The 18884-nt window shown below is 33.0% G+C and carries 17 protein-coding genes and 1 tRNA gene; 5 read left to right on the plus strand and 13 right to left on the minus strand.

Going from position 1 to position 18884, the window contains the following annotated elements:
* Nucleotide 1 precedes the first annotated feature (1 nt).
* The 9 genes from ACIQ06_RS12325 to ACIQ06_RS12365 all read right to left on the minus strand — a co-directional run bounded on the left by ACIQ06_RS12325 (nt 2) and on the right by ACIQ06_RS12365 (nt 10608).
* Complete coding sequence (locus tag ACIQ06_RS12325; protein ID WP_396146733.1) at nt 2-421, minus strand: hypothetical protein; 420 nt, start codon at nt 419-421, stop codon at nt 2-4.
* Nucleotides 414-1901 carry an N-6 DNA methylase gene (locus tag ACIQ06_RS12330; RefSeq protein ID WP_396146735.1) on the minus strand — a complete coding sequence of 496 codons (1488 nt, stop codon included), beginning with the start codon at nt 1899-1901 and terminating at the stop codon, nt 414-416. Before ACIQ06_RS12330 ends, ACIQ06_RS12325 begins: the two co-directional genes overlap by 8 nt.
* 176 nt (nt 1902-2077) lie before the next feature.
* Entirely contained in the window at nt 2078-2929 is an 852-nt protein-coding gene (locus tag ACIQ06_RS12335; protein ID WP_396146737.1) for a DUF4328 domain-containing protein, read from the minus strand.
* A gap of 151 nt (nt 2930-3080) precedes the next feature.
* On the minus strand, nt 3081-4673 hold the full coding sequence (locus ACIQ06_RS12340) for a hypothetical protein (protein ID WP_396146739.1): 1593 nt from the start codon (nt 4671-4673) through the stop codon (nt 3081-3083).
* 132 nt (nt 4674-4805) lie between these two features.
* Nucleotides 4806-5621: a hypothetical protein gene (locus ACIQ06_RS12345; protein ID WP_396146741.1), complete on the minus strand. Its 816-nt coding sequence runs from the start codon at nt 5619-5621 to the stop codon at nt 4806-4808.
* 83 nt (nt 5622-5704) lie between these two features.
* Entirely contained in the window at nt 5705-6337 is a 633-nt protein-coding gene (locus tag ACIQ06_RS12350) for a hypothetical protein (RefSeq protein ID WP_396146743.1), read from the minus strand.
* Nucleotides 6338-6809: 472 nt separating this feature from the next.
* The gene (locus tag ACIQ06_RS12355; RefSeq protein WP_396146745.1) at nt 6810-10115 is read right to left on the minus strand and encodes a T9SS type B sorting domain-containing protein; all 3306 of its coding nucleotides are present in this window, start codon (nt 10113-10115) and stop codon (nt 6810-6812) included.
* A gap of 112 nt (nt 10116-10227) precedes the next feature.
* Nucleotides 10228-10353 carry a hypothetical protein gene (locus ACIQ06_RS12360; RefSeq protein ID WP_396146746.1) on the minus strand — a complete coding sequence of 42 codons (126 nt, stop codon included), beginning with the start codon at nt 10351-10353 and terminating at the stop codon, nt 10228-10230.
* Between the two features lie 181 nt (nt 10354-10534).
* Nucleotides 10535-10608, minus strand: a tRNA-Arg gene (locus tag ACIQ06_RS12365).
* A 71-nt stretch (nt 10609-10679) separates the two neighbouring features.
* On the opposite strand from ACIQ06_RS12365, the gene ACIQ06_RS12370 reads away from it, so the two are divergent.
* Complete coding sequence (locus ACIQ06_RS12370; RefSeq protein WP_396146748.1) at nt 10680-11192, plus strand: adenine phosphoribosyltransferase; 513 nt, start codon at nt 10680-10682, stop codon at nt 11190-11192.
* On the opposite strand, the gene ACIQ06_RS12375 is transcribed toward ACIQ06_RS12370, so the two are convergent.
* The 4 genes from ACIQ06_RS12375 to ACIQ06_RS12390 all read right to left on the minus strand — a co-directional run bounded on the left by ACIQ06_RS12375 (nt 11189) and on the right by ACIQ06_RS12390 (nt 13396).
* On the minus strand, nt 11189-11329 hold the full coding sequence (locus ACIQ06_RS12375) for an SsrA-binding protein (RefSeq protein WP_298306146.1): 141 nt from the start codon (nt 11327-11329) through the stop codon (nt 11189-11191). The two genes, ACIQ06_RS12370 and ACIQ06_RS12375, sit on opposite strands and share 4 nt — an antisense overlap.
* Nucleotides 11330-11438: 109 nt before the next feature.
* Complete coding sequence (locus ACIQ06_RS12380) at nt 11439-11945, minus strand: hypothetical protein (protein ID WP_396146750.1); 507 nt, start codon at nt 11943-11945, stop codon at nt 11439-11441.
* Nucleotides 11946-12012: 67 nt separating this feature from the next.
* Nucleotides 12013-12393, minus strand: a complete 381-nt coding sequence (locus tag ACIQ06_RS12385; RefSeq protein WP_396146752.1) for a DoxX family membrane protein — start codon at nt 12391-12393, stop codon at nt 12013-12015.
* Between the two features lie 100 nt (nt 12394-12493).
* Nucleotides 12494-13396: a DUF4349 domain-containing protein gene (locus ACIQ06_RS12390; protein WP_396146754.1), complete on the minus strand. Its 903-nt coding sequence runs from the start codon at nt 13394-13396 to the stop codon at nt 12494-12496.
* Between the two features lie 201 nt (nt 13397-13597).
* On the opposite strand from ACIQ06_RS12390, the gene ACIQ06_RS12395 reads away from it, so the two are divergent.
* The 4 genes from ACIQ06_RS12395 (at nt 13598) to ACIQ06_RS12410 (ending at nt 18878) form a co-directional block, all read left to right on the plus strand.
* Entirely contained in the window at nt 13598-14887 is a 1290-nt protein-coding gene (locus tag ACIQ06_RS12395) for an anthranilate synthase component I family protein (RefSeq protein WP_396146756.1), read from the plus strand.
* 47 nt (nt 14888-14934) lie between these two features.
* Nucleotides 14935-15324 (plus strand): hypothetical protein, encoded by a 390-nt coding sequence (locus ACIQ06_RS12400; protein ID WP_396146758.1) that lies wholly within the window; start codon nt 14935-14937, stop codon nt 15322-15324.
* Between the two features lie 236 nt (nt 15325-15560).
* Nucleotides 15561-16868: a tRNA lysidine(34) synthetase TilS gene (gene tilS, locus ACIQ06_RS12405; protein ID WP_396146760.1), complete on the plus strand. Its 1308-nt coding sequence runs from the start codon at nt 15561-15563 to the stop codon at nt 16866-16868.
* Nucleotides 16869-18878 carry a cytochrome c biogenesis protein CcdA gene (locus ACIQ06_RS12410; RefSeq protein WP_396146762.1) on the plus strand — a complete coding sequence of 670 codons (2010 nt, stop codon included), beginning with the start codon at nt 16869-16871 and terminating at the stop codon, nt 18876-18878.
* Nucleotides 18879-18884: the final 6 nt, after the last annotated feature.

Consider the following 18884-nt stretch of genomic DNA (forward strand, 5'->3'; position numbering starts at 1 on the left):
ATTATATAATTTGTTTTTGTTTTAATACCTTTTTTAATTCTGCCTCTTTTGACTTATCAAATTCATTGAGTATTTGAAAATAATCAAATCTATTATTGTGTTCATTTTTAACCTTATTAGCTATGAATGTACTCAATTCGATTCTATTCGGAGAAACGCTTTTTGTATCAGTAATATGATGAATAAGAAATATTTTTTTATTAGAATATTCATCCAAAAATGGCCAGACTTTTAAAACATTCATTTCAGGATGTCTTTGTGAAAACTCGAGTTCAAAAATTATAATCCAATCAGATATTAAACAGTAATTATCTGCTTGACCAATTCCTCTGCCATAATTGAACTCTTTGTCTTCAGGATTTAATCCTATTTGTTTAGCAAGTAAGTTACTATGATGAACTATTTTGTCTTTTCTATTCATTAATGAACTCTTTCAGAATATTTTTAAACTTTTCTTCTGCTTTTAAACTTTCTTCCCAAGCTGTTTTTAAATCAGCTAATGCTTCTTCAACCGAAGGTAAATTGTCTTCGATGATTTTTTCCACATAAAGTGGAATGTTTAAATTGTAATCATTTTCTTTTATGTCTTCTATAGAAGCTACTTTCACAAAGTTTTCTACATTTTCAAATTGTGTAAACCATTGGTACAATTGCTGCACATGATTAGGTTCTAAAAAGTTTTGTGCTCTTCCTACTCGTACTTGCTCCGAACCATCAATAAACAACACTTTGCCTTGTTTATGTTTTTCTTTTTGTTGTTTAAAAACTAATACACAAGCGGCTAATTGGGTGCCGTAAAAAATATTCGGTCCTAAACCAATCACGGCTTCAAGCACATCTTTTTTCAATATGGCTTCTCTAATTTTTCCTTCTGATGCTTTTCTAAACAAAGCTCCATGAGGTAAAACAACAGTCATTCTACCTGTCGCGTTCATAGATTTAATCATGTGTTGTACCCAAGCCATATCGCCATTTCCTTGTGGTGGAACTCCGGCAATATTTCTTCCAAATGGGTCGTTAACCCAAATATCAGAACCCCAATCTTTCAATGAAAAAGGAGGATTGGCAATCACGCAATCAAAAGTTTTTAGTCCGTCTGCTTCAAAAAAAGCAGGATTTCTCAAGGTATCACCACGGGCAATTTGAAAATCTTCAATTCCGTGTAAAAACATATTCATTCGAGCAATCGAGCTAGATGTTAAGTTCTTTTCTTGGCCGTACAACTTTAAGGTTCTGTAATCTTCATTATTGTGTTTTAAATGGTCAACACATTCCAGCAACATTCCACCAGTTCCGCAAGCAGGGTCATAAATGTTTTCTCCTTCATGTGGGTCTAGTATCAAACCAAGCAAATGAACAACAGAACGTGGTGTATAAAATTCACCAGCTTTCTTGTTGGTTAAATCTGCAAAATGTTTGATTAAATATTCATAGGCTTGCCCTAAAATATCAGGTTCAACCAATGAATTTGATAAAGAGTATTGAGAAAAATGTTCAATTAAATCGGTAAGTAATCTATCAGATAGTTTGTTTTTATTACTCCACTGTGCATCACCAAAAATACCATACAAATATTCTTGATTGGCTTGTTCAATTCCACGTAATGCTTTTTCAATAGCTAATCCAACATTTGAAGTTGTTTCCCTAACATCATTCCAATGACAACCTTCAGGTATAATAAAGCGATGAAATTCTGGTAATAAAGCATATTCTTTATCACCATCCGATTCCTCTAAGGCAATTTGATATTCCTCATCAAATACATCAGACAATCTTTTAAAGAATAAAAGCGGAAATATATAGATTTTAAAATCAGAAGCATCAACAGGACCTTTAAGAATCCAAGCTGCTTTTGATAGGTATTGCTCTAATTGAGAGAGTTTTAGTTTTTCTGATTTCATTAATAAAGTTAATTCTAGAAGGGATTTAAATTATTGTATCCAAACCTACCAAAAATAAATAACTTTAACAATAGTTTACTAGGTAGTTTTACGTGATTAAAAACAAAAATAAAAACCGCAAAACGATGTGTTTTACGGTTTTCCGTATGAGGGTAAAAATAATTAAAAAAACGTATTTAAATAGGGTGTTCGGTTTGAGGTTCGGGTTTTCTATTTTCTTCGGCAACTAGCGCAGTTTCTTTGTTGGCGTAGTTTTTAATCATGTACACCGTGATAAGTGCTAAAGGTATTCCCAAACAAGAAGTAACAATATCAAGGCGCGTTAAATCGATATAGTCTTCAAGAGTTTCACCTTTCAACATTCTTTTAAAAAGATATTGTCCAACGTAATTGGTAATAATCCAAAGCGTCCACCAAGTGCCAATAATAAAAGTATTGGTAGCCACCTCTTTTTTGGTAGCAGTGGTAAGTAATTCGCTGGTTTCTTCATCGAGTTCCTTCATAATATGGTAAGGTCGATACAAGCTTATGATGGGTACAAACCAACTTCCGGCAGCCCAGCCCTCACTGTGTTGGGTGTTACCAGTGCGCACAGCGAGATTAAAATAAGCCCTACGAAACCACAGAATAAAAAAGACTACACTCGCTATATAAGCAACGATATAGAAGTATCCAATAATTTGTTCGCGCAAATCGTTGTTTTCTAGTACTTCGTCTGGCGTAAAAATACCGTTTTTTAAGTCAATCAAAAGCTGGTATTGAAAATAGGCAGAAACCGCCGAAGCCATATCTATCAACAACACTATCAAGATAGCTATCATTACATATTTGGCTCTGTTTTCGTTGGGTTTTAAATGGTCTTGTTTGTTTTCGGTAGTAGGAATTACTTGTTTGTCTTGTTCAAAGTAAGGGCAAGATTCATCGTCTTTAGGTTTAAATCCTCTAATATTACAGATATCATCAGCTTCGAAAGTGCCTTTTTTTCGATTTAAACAAGTTTTGCATTGCGCTAGTTGTACGTCGGTCATTGGGTTGGTTGGTTTAGTTTTGTCAAACGTATCAAAAATAATTTGTTTGGGCAAGAATTGTTTGTTTATAAGATTTTCTACAAATATAAAAACCGCAAAACGATTGGTTTTACGGTTTTCCGTATTTTGGGTAAAAAAGCAAAATTTATTTTTATCTCGATGTAATTGGTTTGAAAAAGTTACCAAGTTTTTCAAAATCAAATGCTTTGGATAGTGTTACTCCATAAAATGGATTTGGTGTAGTAAATGTATTTAGTATTTCGGCTTGTAAAGTTATTCCAGTGCCCGATTCGGTTATCCATAGTTTTCCAGTATAAAAAATATCAGCAGTTTTTATGTAATACGTAGTGATACCCGATGATTCTGTTTCAAGGGCATTTTCAATATTAGGAGCAAAACTTCTTAACCATCCAAGATTCATATTTAGGCGCACACTGATTTTGGGATTTTCGTGTATTAGCCAAAAACCAGCTCCTAAATTGAAATCGTAAATATTATATTGGTAAGATTTTGGATTTTTGCTGATTTGTTGTGTATAATTGTTAGTTGAACCAGGAACTAAAAAAGGAGTTTCATTTTGGATATTTGATATTTTATTAACTATTGAGATTCTTCTCCAAATAAATTCTAATGAAGGACTGATAAAGAATTGTGTTGCACCATCTAGGTTACTCAACTTCCAAACTTTTACTAAAGGAGAAAAATAAGCACCTAAATTATCTATGTTTACGGTTTTACTATAATCATATAATTGTCGTTGAGAAAATTTTTGTGTCTGTGTATCAACAATTGAATCAAAAACTCGATACTCTCTTATTATATTTTTAATAGAGTCATTTTTAGAGAGAGTTCTGTTTCCATAAAGACTTATATAAAACCCAATTTTATCTTTTTCTCTTTTTGGTTTTGAAAGAACATTTATAGCAAAAAAAACATTTTTAGCTTTAACACCTTCTACCAAATCAAAGTTAGTTCCAATATACCCCATATAATTATAATCTGAAACTTTTTCTTGACCTTTCAATTTTTGGTAAGCCTTTTCTAATTCTTTAGTATTTTCAGCAGATAATAAATCGGTTGCTTTAAATTTTTTAAAGATATCGTCAGTAAAAAACAAATCAATTATATTGTTTTTGTCCTTAACTTCATTGTAGAGGATTTCAAAAAATCCATCCTCATTTTCAATATCAACAACTTTTATTTCGGTTAAATTATCAAATAATTTATATTCATTAACAGCAGTTTTTTTTATTTGATATTTTATATCGGTATTATTGAAAATTTTATCAGAGCCGTTTATATTAGCAATTGAATTTAAATAAGATTTATAGTCTGGTTTTTCATTAAACATTGTCACAGTTCTAAGTAAAAGAATAAAATCTTTTTTTGAGAGCTTTTTTAACTCAATATAAAAATCATTTTTAGTCATAGTCTCCTTTGATACATTAGTCTTAATAAAAATTTTAGAATCTAAAATATCATAGAAGAAATTTGAAGATATTTCATCTATTTTTTTTACTATACCACTATTTATAAAACTAATTGGAGTGTCGTCTTTCATTGTTAGTTTATGAGCAATTGATTTTTTTTCACTATCAATAATGCTAATTTCAATCTCCTCTTTTTTATTATCCTCAAATTTAACCTCATATTTATTTTTAATATTTGGCGAAAGTAGAGTTACAGTTTGTGCATTGCTAATAGCAGAAAGTAGTAAAAGCAATAGAAATAATTTTGTTTTCATAGTTTTAATTTGTTGGTTAATACTACAAACCAACTATTATTACACAAAATAAACATCCCTACAAATAGGTATTTTTCAAAAAAAAAACGCTCAAACCTATCAGGTCGAGCGTTTTAAACATAAACAAAGTAATTATTTATTTTCTTTACTTTCCTCTACACCATTACCAAAGTAGTTGGTATTCATTACCTGTTGGTCAATTTCGCCTTTTACCACCCAAGAAACTCCAAAGGCAATAAGCATAACAGTTTCTAGCCAAAAGGTGATGTTGTAGTCATCGGGCCAAGTTATAGAGGCATCTTTTCCACTAATAACAAAAATCACTAACAACGCTACCATACAAGCTACCATAATCAGAGCACAGTTTTTATAGATAGGATGCGATTTCATTTTGCCAAACTTTTTTGGGTCTTTGGTGCGTCTAAAGTTTACAAACGATATAACAGACAAAGAAAGAAAGAAAAGCACAGCAGCTCCATAATGAATATAGCCGGTAAATTCACTACTAACAAAAGCCCTAAAGTTATCCGTTATAGGTTCAGAACTAGTAGGGAAGATGACTACCAAAAGTGCCATAGCCGCTGCAAAATTGCACATAAAGTTATCTCCTGGTACGAAATGATATTTTCCAGATTTGGGCTTGTCATAACCGCGATAGCAAAACAAAAATAACGAAACAGCACACAAAGCTCCTGTAAATAGTTCGCCAACGGTAGCATAATAAAAATGACTTATAGAATCTTTTAGATTATCGGCAGGTTCATAGGTATCACTAAAGGTAATCCAAAAAGTATTATACAAAATACCCGATTCATTGATGATGGTATTTAACAGCCATAAACTAAAGGGTAGGAGCATACCAATAAGCCCAACGGCACGGCGTATTTTATGGTAAGAGATTACTCGGTTTTCGTTTCCAGTATTAGAATTGGTAGTGGTTGTAGTCATAATGAGTTGGTTTGTGTAGTTAGTATTCCAATGAAATACGCTAAGAAATTATCTGATGTCTTGCTCGAAATGAAGCTCCATTTTTACATATTTCGCTTTATTTGAAAATCCATTACTCCGAAAGGAATATTGTTGACATTATCGATAACCATTTTGCCTTCGCTATTCCATTTGAAAGAGCCATTAATACTTACATTTTTTTTAATGTCTTCAAATTCAGCTTCACCCACCACAGTTCCATTCTTCTTAAACTCAATAACCGCTGATTTAACAATTACTACTTCCATTATTACATGCTCATGTAAGATACTTTTCCACAAGTCTCTATCCGACTTTTTTAAGTTCATGATCATTCTTCTAATCTCATTTTCATAGGCGCCACCATTTTCAGTATCAAAAACGATTTGGGTAACTTCATTAAATTCAAAAGAGATATCATATTTTGAGGTAAATCCACCTTTTAAAGAAAACAATCCCAAAATAGAAATGCCCATGTCCAAACTTCTTTCGCCTTTTATAATCTCACTAGGGATGTTGGCTTTTATGGTTTTATAAGACCATTTTTCCGGATTTTCTTTAGGAAATATTCTACCAACATAGTCAATAATTCGGTCATCACTATTAATGATAGCACCAGGTAAAAAGGCTTCACTGGCTATGGAAATAAAGTTGAATCCTTTGTAATATTGCTCAATAAATTTTTCAAATGTTTTCATAGTATCTCTATTTTTAAATCGACCTACTCTATAAATTCCCTTTTCGGCTTACTGGATAATACTACAAATAAACAAGTATTTCTTAAAATATGCATCCCTAGAAATGGTTATTTTTCAAAAAAAAACGCTCAAACCTATCAGGTCGAGCGTTTTAAACTTTGTTGTGCTGTTAAACCAATTGCTAGTACTCAAGCAATAAGTCTTGTTTAAATAGTTACTAAAGCTAACTAATCTTAACTAAGTTTATGACATTAAATATTTAGTTTATAAAAGATATCTGAGTAAATCCGCTTTCCAATTAAGAACAACAATCACAGAAGATTTTAAAAAAAACTCCGTGTAACTCTGTGCTCCAAATAAAAGCCACCTCGACCTTCGGCCACTCCTCCAAAGGAGGAGAATTCTAAAAAAGAAACTCTGTGTAACTCCGTGCCATACTTCGTGCAACTCTGTGCTCCAAAAGAACGAAAGATTATCGCTTCATACTAAAATGTCCTTTATGCGTTCTACCATCGGCACGGTAGGCAACAAACCAATAATCGTCAGAAACTAGTAGATTTCCGTTGTAAGTGCCATCCCAACCGGCACTCTTTGAAGTGAAAGCTGTAACGGTTTTACCATATCTATCAAAAATCTCTACTCTAAATTCAGGTTCGTTTTCAGCGTCCTCAATTCTCCAGTAATCGTTATAGCCATCACCATTGGGTGTAAAATATTTGGTGTAGTAAAGCAACCAAATGGTTTTAAGGGTAATGCCACAACCGGCTTTGTCTTTTACATAAATGGTATACAATCCTGGTGCTAAATTGTTAAAGTAGTTTTCGTCTTGAAACGTAGTGCCATCTAAAGAGTACTCATAAGAACCATTTCCAGATGTTATCACAGTAATACTATTTTCATTCAAAGTCCAATCGGAGGTTTCAAAACCTTCTATAACTGGTGGTCCCGAATTAATTACAGTGATGTCTTTTGTGTTGGTACACGTTTGTCCGTTGTAGGTATTTGTTGCTGTAACCGTTAGATTGGTTTCACCAATAGCCGTAATACTTACCGATGGAGTAGTAGCACCATTCGACCAAAGGTAAGTGGTTGTTGGTAAATTATTGAGCGATGCATCAACGACCGTAGGATTTGTTGAGCAATTTAAATAGCTGGAATTAAGATTCAAACTAGGAGTTTGTCCGACAATTAAATTAAAACTTCTTAATTCATAACAATTCGGAAGCGAATTAAGTACGATTCTAGTATGAATAAGTTGCGGATTACTTACCGGATTGAAATTAACCAAGTTAGTAATAGCGTTAGTTCCATTTTGCGCATTTGCCAATGTAGTGTGATAAGTTATGGTATAATCACTAGCTGGTTGCGTTCCTAAAATAACAGCAGTTTGTTGTGTTAAATCGAAAGTTTCGTTGTTGGTAATAACCGTTTTGCATTCCAATACATCACTTGGAGTTGTTATCAAAATGATGGAACCAAGTGCACTAACATCAAACAATCGGTTGACGATATTTCCGCAAATATCTTCTATTTGAAAAAGATAAATGGCAGGCGCTAAATTGAAAAAAGTATTGGAAGTACCATTATCAAAAAAGAATGGTAGTCCGTCTTTTTGTACCAAAGTATAGCGCAAAGGAGTAGTTCCGTTGGCTTCAATAAAAACATCTAAAGCTCCACTAGCAGAACAAGGCAATCTATAGGCATCTATAAATTCTAAGGATTCATTGTAGCTTAATGTTGGAGCTAATATTTCAATACAATTTTTGTTAGCACTACTTACAGCACCTGTGTTCCACTCGCTACCGTTATTGTATGATAAAAAGGCACGAACAATTCGGAAAGTACCATTAAAACTGAAATTTAAATTGGTGGTATTGTTGGCTAAGGAAATAGAATTAGTTTCGTTGGGCACAGTACCTTCGGTATAAAGGGCATTGGTGCTAGGATTACCCCAAGTATTAGCTACCGGATTAATTAATTTTTGCAACCAATAGGTTTGACCTGTAGTTCCATTACTTACAAAATTTAACGCAATATTGAAAGAACCGCAATTAGGAATCAATGAAAAATTGGAAGCAGTAATGCTATAACCTTGTACACTTACGGTAATTGAATTAGTGAAACTACATTCGTCAGTTCCAGTAAAAGTGTAACTTCCTGCAGGTAGATTATTCATGTAAAGAACACCATCAGAGGCAATGTTGGAAGATACATTAAAAGGTAAGCTAAATCCAAATGAAGTAGGAGCAGCTGTAATACTAATAGAAGTTAATTTTGAATTCAAACTTTCAATTCTAATAGCACTAGTAGTCAAACCACAACCATTTCTTATGGCACTAGCTAAACCTTGATCTACATAAGCAGGAACAACAGTTGAAATAGGTGGTATAACATCATTACAAGTATTGGTCAACTGAAAACTATAGTTTCCTAGAGGAACAGGATTTAGGGTTATAGTACCATTAGCATCAATCGAAGATGTGATGTTGTGTGGCAATGGAAACGGATAATCCGAAGGAGCGGCCGTAACTAAGCCACTGGTGATGATATAGCCAGGTATAGCGATGTTTATGTTTCCTGTTGTAGTCAAACAACCATTGTGAGTTCCTCTTGCTGTTGGAATAGGAGGTCGGTTTATTATTGAAAAGGACACATTTTGAATAGTACCGCAGGCATCTGTAATGGTGGCATCATAATTTCCAATTGGTGTAGGTAACGAATCATCTCCAAAAGAGACACTATTTTGATTGTAAGGACCAGGATAAGCGTTGTTGAAAAGCGCAGGATTAAATCCAGCCGGAAATGAATTAAAATTTATATTGTAAGGAGGAACAAAATTCGATAGCGTAAACGTAAAAAAGTTTTCGTTGCAATCGAGTGTGGTAATGGTATTGGTTAAATTTATTCCGTTGTTTACAATAAAATTTGAAGAATAAGTTGCTCCACAAGCATCAAGAATAGCAAGCGAATAACTAAAATTCTGATTGATGTAATTGGTCATGGTTTGCACCAAATTTTGTGATGTGGCATTCCCTGTATTTAGTGTACTATTTAAAACAATAGGTGTAGCTCCAGCAGGTGGAAAAATGGTATAAGTAATGTTTAGCGGATAGCCAATAACAGTTCCAGTAGCAGCGGTCAAGGTATTGGTAACCGAAACTAAGTTGCAATTAACTGGTGAAGTTTGAGCGGTTTGAGGTTGTCCAATGGTAAGACCAGTAGTATTTTGAACCACCGTAAAAGTTGTTACAATACCTATTCCACAATTATCAAAAACTCTAATTTTATAAACGCCAACCGGCAAACCTGAAAAAGTATTAGAACTCTGTAATGGGAACAATAACGGACCACTAAATATTTCATAAGAAACAGGAAATCCAGTAAGGGTATTAACCGAGATAGTACTTGTGTTAGAACAAGCCTGATTTAAACTTTGAACCGAAAAAGCTAAGGGCACAACGGAGTTTACTATGGTTGCATCTTGTTGTTGCTCTGTAGTAGTGGTACCAACTGTTTCTCTTGCAATTACTCTATAGTCTCCTGCAACTAATCCGTTGAGTGTTGCAGCAGTAGTTGTTGCAAAAGGAGTAGTGGTATTGGGTAATTTATAGATGATGTACTGAATACTTCCTCCAGCAATAGTATTGGTTGCATTAAATAGCAAACTACCATTTCCAGCACAAGTTTCGTTAGCAGTTGTAACAGAAAGGTTGAATCCAAAACCATCAAATTGGTTCAGAAGAAAGATAAGATGAAGTATGTAAAGGTACCTTTTCATAATAAATATTATTAACAAATCTACTAAATGTATTTTAATAAAACACGATTATTGGTAACATTTTAACGATAAAATGGTGTTTTTTTTATTTTTTGTATGTATTTGATTACATTTATTTTCCATTTAGAAAGGAGTAAGTTTTTTCAATCTGCGATTGAAAAGCTTTTTTATTCTGAATTAACTTCGTTATTCCAGAATGGGTGCTGTAGATGAATGGGAAGGTTTTTTCAATCTGCATTTTTTCTGGATTTTGCTTCGCAAGTTCCAGAAAGAGCTCCGTAGTGGAAATGAAAAGCTTTTTTCAATCTGCTATTGAAAAACTTTTTTTGTATCCCATTTTTAATTCTTTGAGCAAGCTCAAAATTAAAAATGGGATACAAAAAAAGCCCTGACTATCGTCAGAGCTTTTCATTCTTAAGTGACCTCGACTGGATTCAAACCAGTAACCTCTTGAGCCGTAATCAAGTGCGCTATTCAGTTGCGCCACGAGGCCTTTTTTGTGGGTGCAAATATAAAGATAAATGTGTAACTTGCAAATCAAAATGAGGATTAAATTTAAAAATTATGCCACTTAAAAAATACATCCGTGATATTCAGGATTTTCCGAAGCCAGGAATTGGTTTCAAAGACATTACACCTTTACTAAGTAACCCAGTTGCAAGACAAGAAACACTTGAATTACTTCTTTCAACCATAAAAGATAAGCAAATTAGTAAAGTAATTGGAGTAGAAAGCAGAGGTTTCTTCTTCGGAATACTTTTAGCCGAAGCATTAAATGCAGGTTTTATTCCTGTTCGTAAACCAAAGAAGTTGCCTTATGAAACTATTTCTGCATCCTATGATTTAGAATATGGTACGGATACTTTAGAAATCCATATTGATGCTATTGAAAAAGGCGATAGAGTGCTAATTCATGATGATGTTTTAGCCACAGGCGGAACTGCAAAAGCGGTTTGCGAACTAGTTGAACGCTTAGGCGGAGAAATAGTGCAATGCAATTTTCTAATGGAGTTAACTTTCCTTCACGGAAGAGATAAATTGGGTGACAATGAGATTTTTGCGGCGATGACATATTAGTCAATGGCACGACAAGTTACATAATAACGATAAGCGATAAGCGCCATTTGCCACTTTTTAGCTTTAGCCAAATCCAATTGCTGTTTGGTAAAACTTGGCAGTAAAAGTTTGTTTATTTTAGCTAAGACTTTGTACATCACTTTTTTTTTGCAAAGATAGTTTTTTAGTTTTTATTTAGTTTGGAAAATAAAAAATGAGCCCAAAATAGTATTGAGCTCATTGGTGTTAAATTGATTAAAATGACTATTATAAGCAGTTTTGCACTTTTACTTTATCTATTAATAAATTAAAATAAGTTTCGTCTGCAGTATCTCTAAAACACATTATCTGATAAATCTTTTCACCATCATTTATAACAATTACCTGCATATAAATATTTTCAATTTTAATATGAAGTCTCAAATCAATTATACAAGCATTAGTATTTTCGTATTTTTGATTAAGTAAGACTTTTGAATTGTTTTTCCAAGTTATTATATAATCATTCGTCACCAATTCAGCTAATTTTACAAGTGACTTGCTCTTTTTATTTTTTGGAATTTCAAAGTATAAAATCCCAGTTTCATTAAGCTCATTAGAACTTAAAGCAATTTCTTCCACATTACCAATTCCATTTATAGTTCTTTCACCTTTTTCAGTGGAAGAATTTTTAAAACAATCAATTAAATAACTGTAGTTTTTACTCTTCTGACCAAATGAAAAATTCGACGTAAAAAGCGTTGTTATAGTAAGAAAGGTTATAAAATATCTCATCGGTTAGGTTTTGGTAAAATTGCTACTACCTTTAAAATAAAGTCTTCAAATTCAGAAACTCTTGTTCTTATTTCCACTCAAATAAATGTTTGTAGCTGTTCCAGTTTGCGTAAATCAAGAAAACGTTTGCCAATAAAATAGCTGTTGCCATTGGTAAATCTGATTTGGTAACTACTGCATGAATAAGAAAAATATTGATGCTAATAGGAAGTAGGACAATAATCCCAATACGTAGAAATTTTCCTGAAATCAGGGTCAATCCTGCCAACAGTTCAATTGTTTTTGCTACTGGGAAAATGTACTTAGAAGCCATAAAACCTGCCATTAGTGTAGCCATATCACCTGTAGGTTGAGGCTGTGCCGGTCCGAGATTAAAGAAATAGGAAATGGAAGCAAACAACATCATGCCACCAAGTAGTAATCTCACAATAATAATTGCAATTCTCATAGTTTTAAAATTTATTGGTTAGTTTCTCAAAGATAATAAATTTTATTTCAAATAGAAAAACCACTACTAAGAGTGGTTCTGTAAGACTATAATTCCAAATTTACTTTTTCAAATATTTTTTATAACCCAGATATCCTAAGAAGGCCATAAGGGCAAAAGGCCAAAGCACAACTACAAAAGAAATAATGCTTTCTAAAATAAACCAACCAGTTTTTAAACTGTCCCAAATCTGAAGTCCAATATTCGGACGATAGGCGTTGGTGCTTTTTTCATTGGCAACCATTTCTTGTTTGACGGTTTGATCTTGATAAATTTGTAGTGTTAGTGTGCTAAAGTTCACTTGGTCTTGCAAGGATAAGTTTTCTATTGTTTTAGCATCATTCTGTTCTTTTTTGGTGTCAAGATTCTCTTCGGCATCAATAACCTGATTTAGTTTTTTACCTTTCTCATCAATAGCAGTTGCAATTCTCTTTTCGGTAACAGTACTTCTTTTTTGAGCCATCTTATTAGACAACATTTGAAGTGTAACATCATCGGCTTTAATAACGCGAAAGTTTAGAAAATCAATTTGCTTAGCAATACTTTTTACAACGGTATCCAATTGGGTGTTAGGAACTCTAATAGTTATATTGTTGTCAACAGTATATTTTGTGGTAACAAGCGTACTATCTGGACTTACTTTGGTTTTGTCTTCCTCATTTATATGGCTTTGCAGGTTGGTGTAGGTTACAAATCCACCAAATTTCGTTGTAGCGTCTTCAATAATTGTAGTTGATTTGGCTACGTTTTTGACTTTGAATTTGATGTCGGCAGTTCTAACAAATTTTCGATTACTGTTCTTGGGTTCAACAGCTGCTGAGGAAGAAATTACACTTGTTGAATCAGCAGAAGCACTTGGTTGGTTGTAAGTCGCTTCGGTTGCGTTTTCATTTTCTGCTTGTTTGCAAGCAACGACAGTGCCCATAAGTAACACTGCCCATACGAATTTGGTGGTTTTGTTCATAGAAATTAAAATTAAAGTTATTATTTAGATAATTGTATTTAACTATATGTATATAAGTAATTTTATTATCAATAATAATTTAATTTTAAGTGAAGTAAATGTGCTTAATTTTAGCAGTCTAAAAATCGTGCCAAAAAAAATGAAATTATAATTTTAGCTCAAAATATTTTTTGTTGTAATTTTGAAAAAATAAAATTCCCTTTGAGAACAATCCAATCTAGAACTATTGAAAACCCTAAATTATTCAAGCAACAGCTTTTGTTGTGGTCCAATCAATTTAGAGAAGTGGTTTTTTTAGATTCTAATGAATACCATCAACACTATTCCAATTATGATTGTGTAGTTGCCGTTGATGCTTTTACCTCAATAAAAACTGATTTTGATAAGTCATTTGAAGATTTACATCAATATCAAAGTCAGTCAAACGATTGGTTGTTTGGTTATTTATCCTACGATTTAAAAAACGATATTGAAGATTTACATTCCAACAATTATGATGGTTTGCACTTTCCTGATTTGTTTTTCTTCCAACCCAAAAAGTTGTTTTTATTGAAAGGAAATCAACTAGAGCTGCACTATTTGTATTTGTGTGATGATGAAATGACTTCGGATATTGAAGAAATCAACCAGTGTTCTGTTTTCAGTACCCAACATTCGGAAGTAGTAATTCAACAACGCATTTCTAAAGAAGAGTATCTTTCTAAAGTGGGCAAAATGTTGCAGCATATTCATCGTGGCGATATTTATGAAGCCAATTTTTGTATGGAATTTTATGCTGAAAATGCTATAATAAATCCAGTTACCATTTATCAAAAATTGAATGCCATTTCGGAGCCACCATTTGCAGTATATTTCAAAAACAACACCGATTATTTAATGTGTGCTTCTCCTGAGCGCTATTTGAAAAAAGAAGGTAATAAAGTGATTTCACAACCCATTAAAGGAACTGCAAGACGAAGTTTTGATTTAGAACAAGATGCGATTCTAAAGAGCGAGCTTTCAAATAACGAAAAAGAACGTTCAGAAAACATCATGATTGTTGATTTGGTTCGTAATGATTTGTCTAAAACAGCTACCAGAGGTTCAGTTCAAGTAGAAGAGTTGTGTGGCATTTATACTTTTAAACAAGTGCATCAGATGATTTCAACTATTGTTTCAGAGGTTGAAGGCACTACATCATCAACAGCGTTGTTGCAAACTACTTTCCCAATGGGAAGTATGACAGGAGCTCCAAAGATTTCGGCAATGAACATCATTGAAGATTTAGAAGAAACCAAGCGAGGTTTGTACAGTGGTGCAGTAGGTTATTTTTCTCCCAATGGTGACTTTGATTTTAACGTAGTCATAAGAAGCATTTTGTACAATGAAAAATTGCACTACGTTTCATTTTCTGTAGGAAGTGCCATAACTTCAAAGTCAGTTCCAGAACATGAATACGACGAATGTTTGTTAAAAGCCAAAGCAATGTTAGATACCTTACAAAATAATTAATTTTTTATGTTTAACTTAGCGCAATCTTACAATTTAAAAAAGGTATTATGAAGAATTTCAAGAAACTAATAGTGTTGGCGGTATTACTGTTTACTACTTCATTTTTTGCTCAAACCTATCCTAAATATTATGTGGTTTTGGTTAAAGCAAAATGGTGTTCTACTTGCATTAAAAACGAAGATAGAGTTGTTAGCGAACTCCTATCTAAAGTGGATAGCAATAGTATGACAGTTTTAACAAACGACATTACAAATAAAGAAACCAAAGCTGCTTCTGCAGAAATTTTGAAAGCCAATGGCTTGGAATTTGTAAAGTTGCGTTCTTCAGGAATTCTATTCTTTGTTGATGCAAGAACTAAAAAAATCGTAGAATCAATTCCGATTTCAAAAACTACCGAAGAACTTACCAAAACCCTTGAACGAGTTGCTTCTTTATAGATGAAGTCGTTTAAACTTTTTTCAATTGGCTACAAAATTGTATTTTTATCCCATATTTCAGTTTTTTTTAATTCCGTAGCACTGCTATGCAATGAAAAAAAACTAAAATCTGAAACAAAAACCCTAATTTTTCGCTTCAATCAAAAAAGTTTAAACGACTTCAATAACAATAAAAGTTTGATGAGTTCTTTTCGTCAAACTTTTATTATTACTACTTTAGCGTTTTCATACTATAAATGCTACACCAATTTCAAAATCATTTACAAAATAACTTTCCTTTTCTAAAGGAAAAGAAGCTTCTTTTGGCTACAAGTGGCGGAATTGATAGTATGGTTTTGGTGCATTTACTACATCAATTAAAGTATGATTTTGCTGTTGCTCATTGCAATTTTCAGCTTCGAGGAGAGGAAAGTGATGGTGATGAAGCGTTTGTGACTTCTTTTTGTAATGAAAGGCAAATAGAAGTTTTTGTTCAAAAATTTGACACTGCAAAGTTTGCTGAAGATTATAAACTTTCCATTCAGTTGGCAGCTAGAAAGCTACGTTATGGATGGTTTTATGAACTTTTAGATAAAGAACACTTTGATTATTTATTGACAGCTCATCACTTGGATGACAGCTTAGAAACCTTTTTAATCAATTTAAGCAGAGGAACAGGATTGGATGGACTGACAGGAATTCCCAATCAAAATGATAGAATCATTCGTCCGTTATTGTCTTTCTCACGATTAGATATCGAACTTTATGCTAAAGCAAATGCGGTTCAATGGCGAGAAGATTCCAGTAATGCTTCCGATAAATATTTGCGTAATAAGTTGCGTCATGATGTGGTTCCGGTTTTGAAAGAATTGCATCCCAATTTGTTGGCTTCTTTTGAAAACACTTTAGAACATTTGAAACAAGCACAATCTTTGGTAGATGATGCTTCAAAATTGGTTTATAAAATTGTAGTTAAAGAGGAAAAGAATCTTTTAAAATTTCAATTAATAGAGTTGTTGAAATTGCCCAATTATAAAGCCTATTTATTTCAATGGCTCAAAAATTACGGATTTACAGCTTGGGATGATATCTATAATTTGGTTGAGGCACAATCAGGCAAACAGATTTATTCCGAAGACTATTGTTTGTTGAAAGACCGAGATTGTTTGATTTTATCTTTGAAAGAGGAAGCTACTGCAACCGATGTTTATTTGATAGATAAAAATGTAAGCCAAGTTAATATTCCCTTAAAATTTGAGTTTTGTAACTTAGGTGACATTTCTGAATCAAATTCAAATAGTATCTTTGTCGATGAAGAAAAATTGTTGTTTCCGTTGGTCTTGAGAAGATGGCAAGAAGGCGATTTTTTCTATCCTGCAGGAATGCTTGGTAAAAAGAAAGTTAGCAAGTATTTTAAGGACGAGAAATTATCGTTGATTGAAAAATCAAATCAATGGTTGTTATGTTCTGATAATCAAATTATTTGGATAGTTGGAATGCGACAAGATGAACAATTTAAAGCAACTTCTAACACCACTAAAATTTTAAAAATAACCATTCAATAAATGAAGAATTTCTTTTACACATTGATTGCTTTTTTGGTTTTAACCAATATAAATGCACAAATAAAAAAGCCAGTAACTTGGACATCTAAAGTAGAAAAAGTATCCGATACAGAGTTTAATTTAGTTATGAATGCTACTATTGAAGAAGGTTGGCATGTCTATTCTCAATTCACACCAGAAGATGGACCTTTACCAATTGTTTTAGAATTCAAAAACCAAAAAGGAAATTATGAATTGGTAGGTAAGGCAAAAGAAAGTCCCTACAAGAAACAATTCAATGCCGATTTTGGAGTCGATGAATACTATTTTGAAAAGAAGTTTACACTGATTCAAAAAGTAAAAATCACCAATCCTAAAGTTGGTAAAATACTTCTAAACGTTGATTATCAGGTTTGTAAAGACGGTTGTATTAACGATAATAAAGATTTTAGTTTTGCTATTCCAGTAATAGAAACAGCAGCTGTAGTTACTCCAGCTTTAGATACAACCAAAGTAGCACCAGCAACAACTGTTGATACTACTAAAACTGAAGTCAAAGCTGCCACAGAAACAGCAGCAAAAGTTGCTCCTAAAAAAGAAGAGAAAAAAGGACTTTGGACTATATTTTTTCTAGCATTTCTAGGAGGTTTTGCAGCTTTATTAACTCCTTGCGTTTTCCCAATGATTCCTATGACGGTTAGTTTCTTTACTAAGCAAAGTAAAACTCCAGCTCAAGGCAAGCGAAATGCTATTATCTATGGTATTTCAATTATTGCAATTTATGTTGTTTTAGGATTAGCAGTTACAGGTATTTTTGGAGCCGATGCTTTGAATGCGCTTTCAACCAATGTTTGGTTTAATATCATTTTCTTTTTGCTATTGGTTGTATTTGCTACTTCATTTTTGGGTGCATTCGAAATTATGTTGCCTAACTCATGGGCAAATAAAGTAGATAGACAAGCAGACAGAGGCGGTATTGTTGGAATTTTATTCATGGCATTAGCTTTGGCTATAGTTTCGTTCTCTTGTACAGGACCAATTGTTGGAACTCTTTTGGTGGAATCTGCTTCTAAAGGAGGTATTGCACCAATTATTGGGATGTTAGGATTTTCATCAGCTTTGGCTTTACCTTTTATGCTTTTTGCTATGTTTCCGGGTTGGATGCACTCGCTACCAAAATCTGGAGGATGGTTGAATACAGTAAAAGTATCTTTAGGATTTTTAGAATTAGCTTTGGCGTTCAAATTTTTATCAAATGCTGATTTAGTGTTGCAATTGCATTATTTTGAAAGAGAAACTTTCTTAGCAATTTGGATTGCTATTTTCGGAGCTTGGGCTTTCTATTTATTTGGAAAAATCACATTGCCTCACGATTCACCGATAACTCATATTTCTGTAGGACGATTAGGATTGGCTTTAACAGTATTAGCTTTTACCATTTATATGATTCCAGGACTTTGGGGTGCACCTTTAAAATTAATCAGTGCATTTCCACCACCTGAAACTTACAGTGAAAGTCCAAATGGAGTAGGAGGTTCTTCTTCTAATGGTACAGGAGAAAAATTACCAGAAGGCGCTGAACTTGGTCCGCATGGTATAGTAGTTTTTACAGATTATGAAGAAGGAATGGCTTATGCTAATAAAGTAAAGAAACCAGCATTATTAGATTTCACAGGACACGCTTGTGTGAATTGTAGAAAAATGGAAAACAATGTTTGGTCAGAAGAACCAGTTTTGAAAATATTAAAGAACGATGTTGTTGTAATTTCATTATTTGCAGATGACAAACGTCCATTGCCAAATGAAGAACAGTTTGTTTCTAAATCTACAGGAGCAGAAATAGAAACTATTGGTGACAAATGGACCGATTTTATGATAACTAAATACAACACTAATACGCAACCATTATACGTATTGGTTGACAATAAAGGTAATAATTTGAATAAGGTAACACCAACTACAAGTTATGATCCTGATGTTGCATTGTATGAGAATTGGTTGAAACAAGGAATTGTAAATTTTAAAAAATAATAAAAA

This window comes from Flavobacterium sp., assembly GCF_044341265.1.
GTDB lineage: Bacteria > Bacteroidota > Bacteroidia > Flavobacteriales > Flavobacteriaceae > Flavobacterium.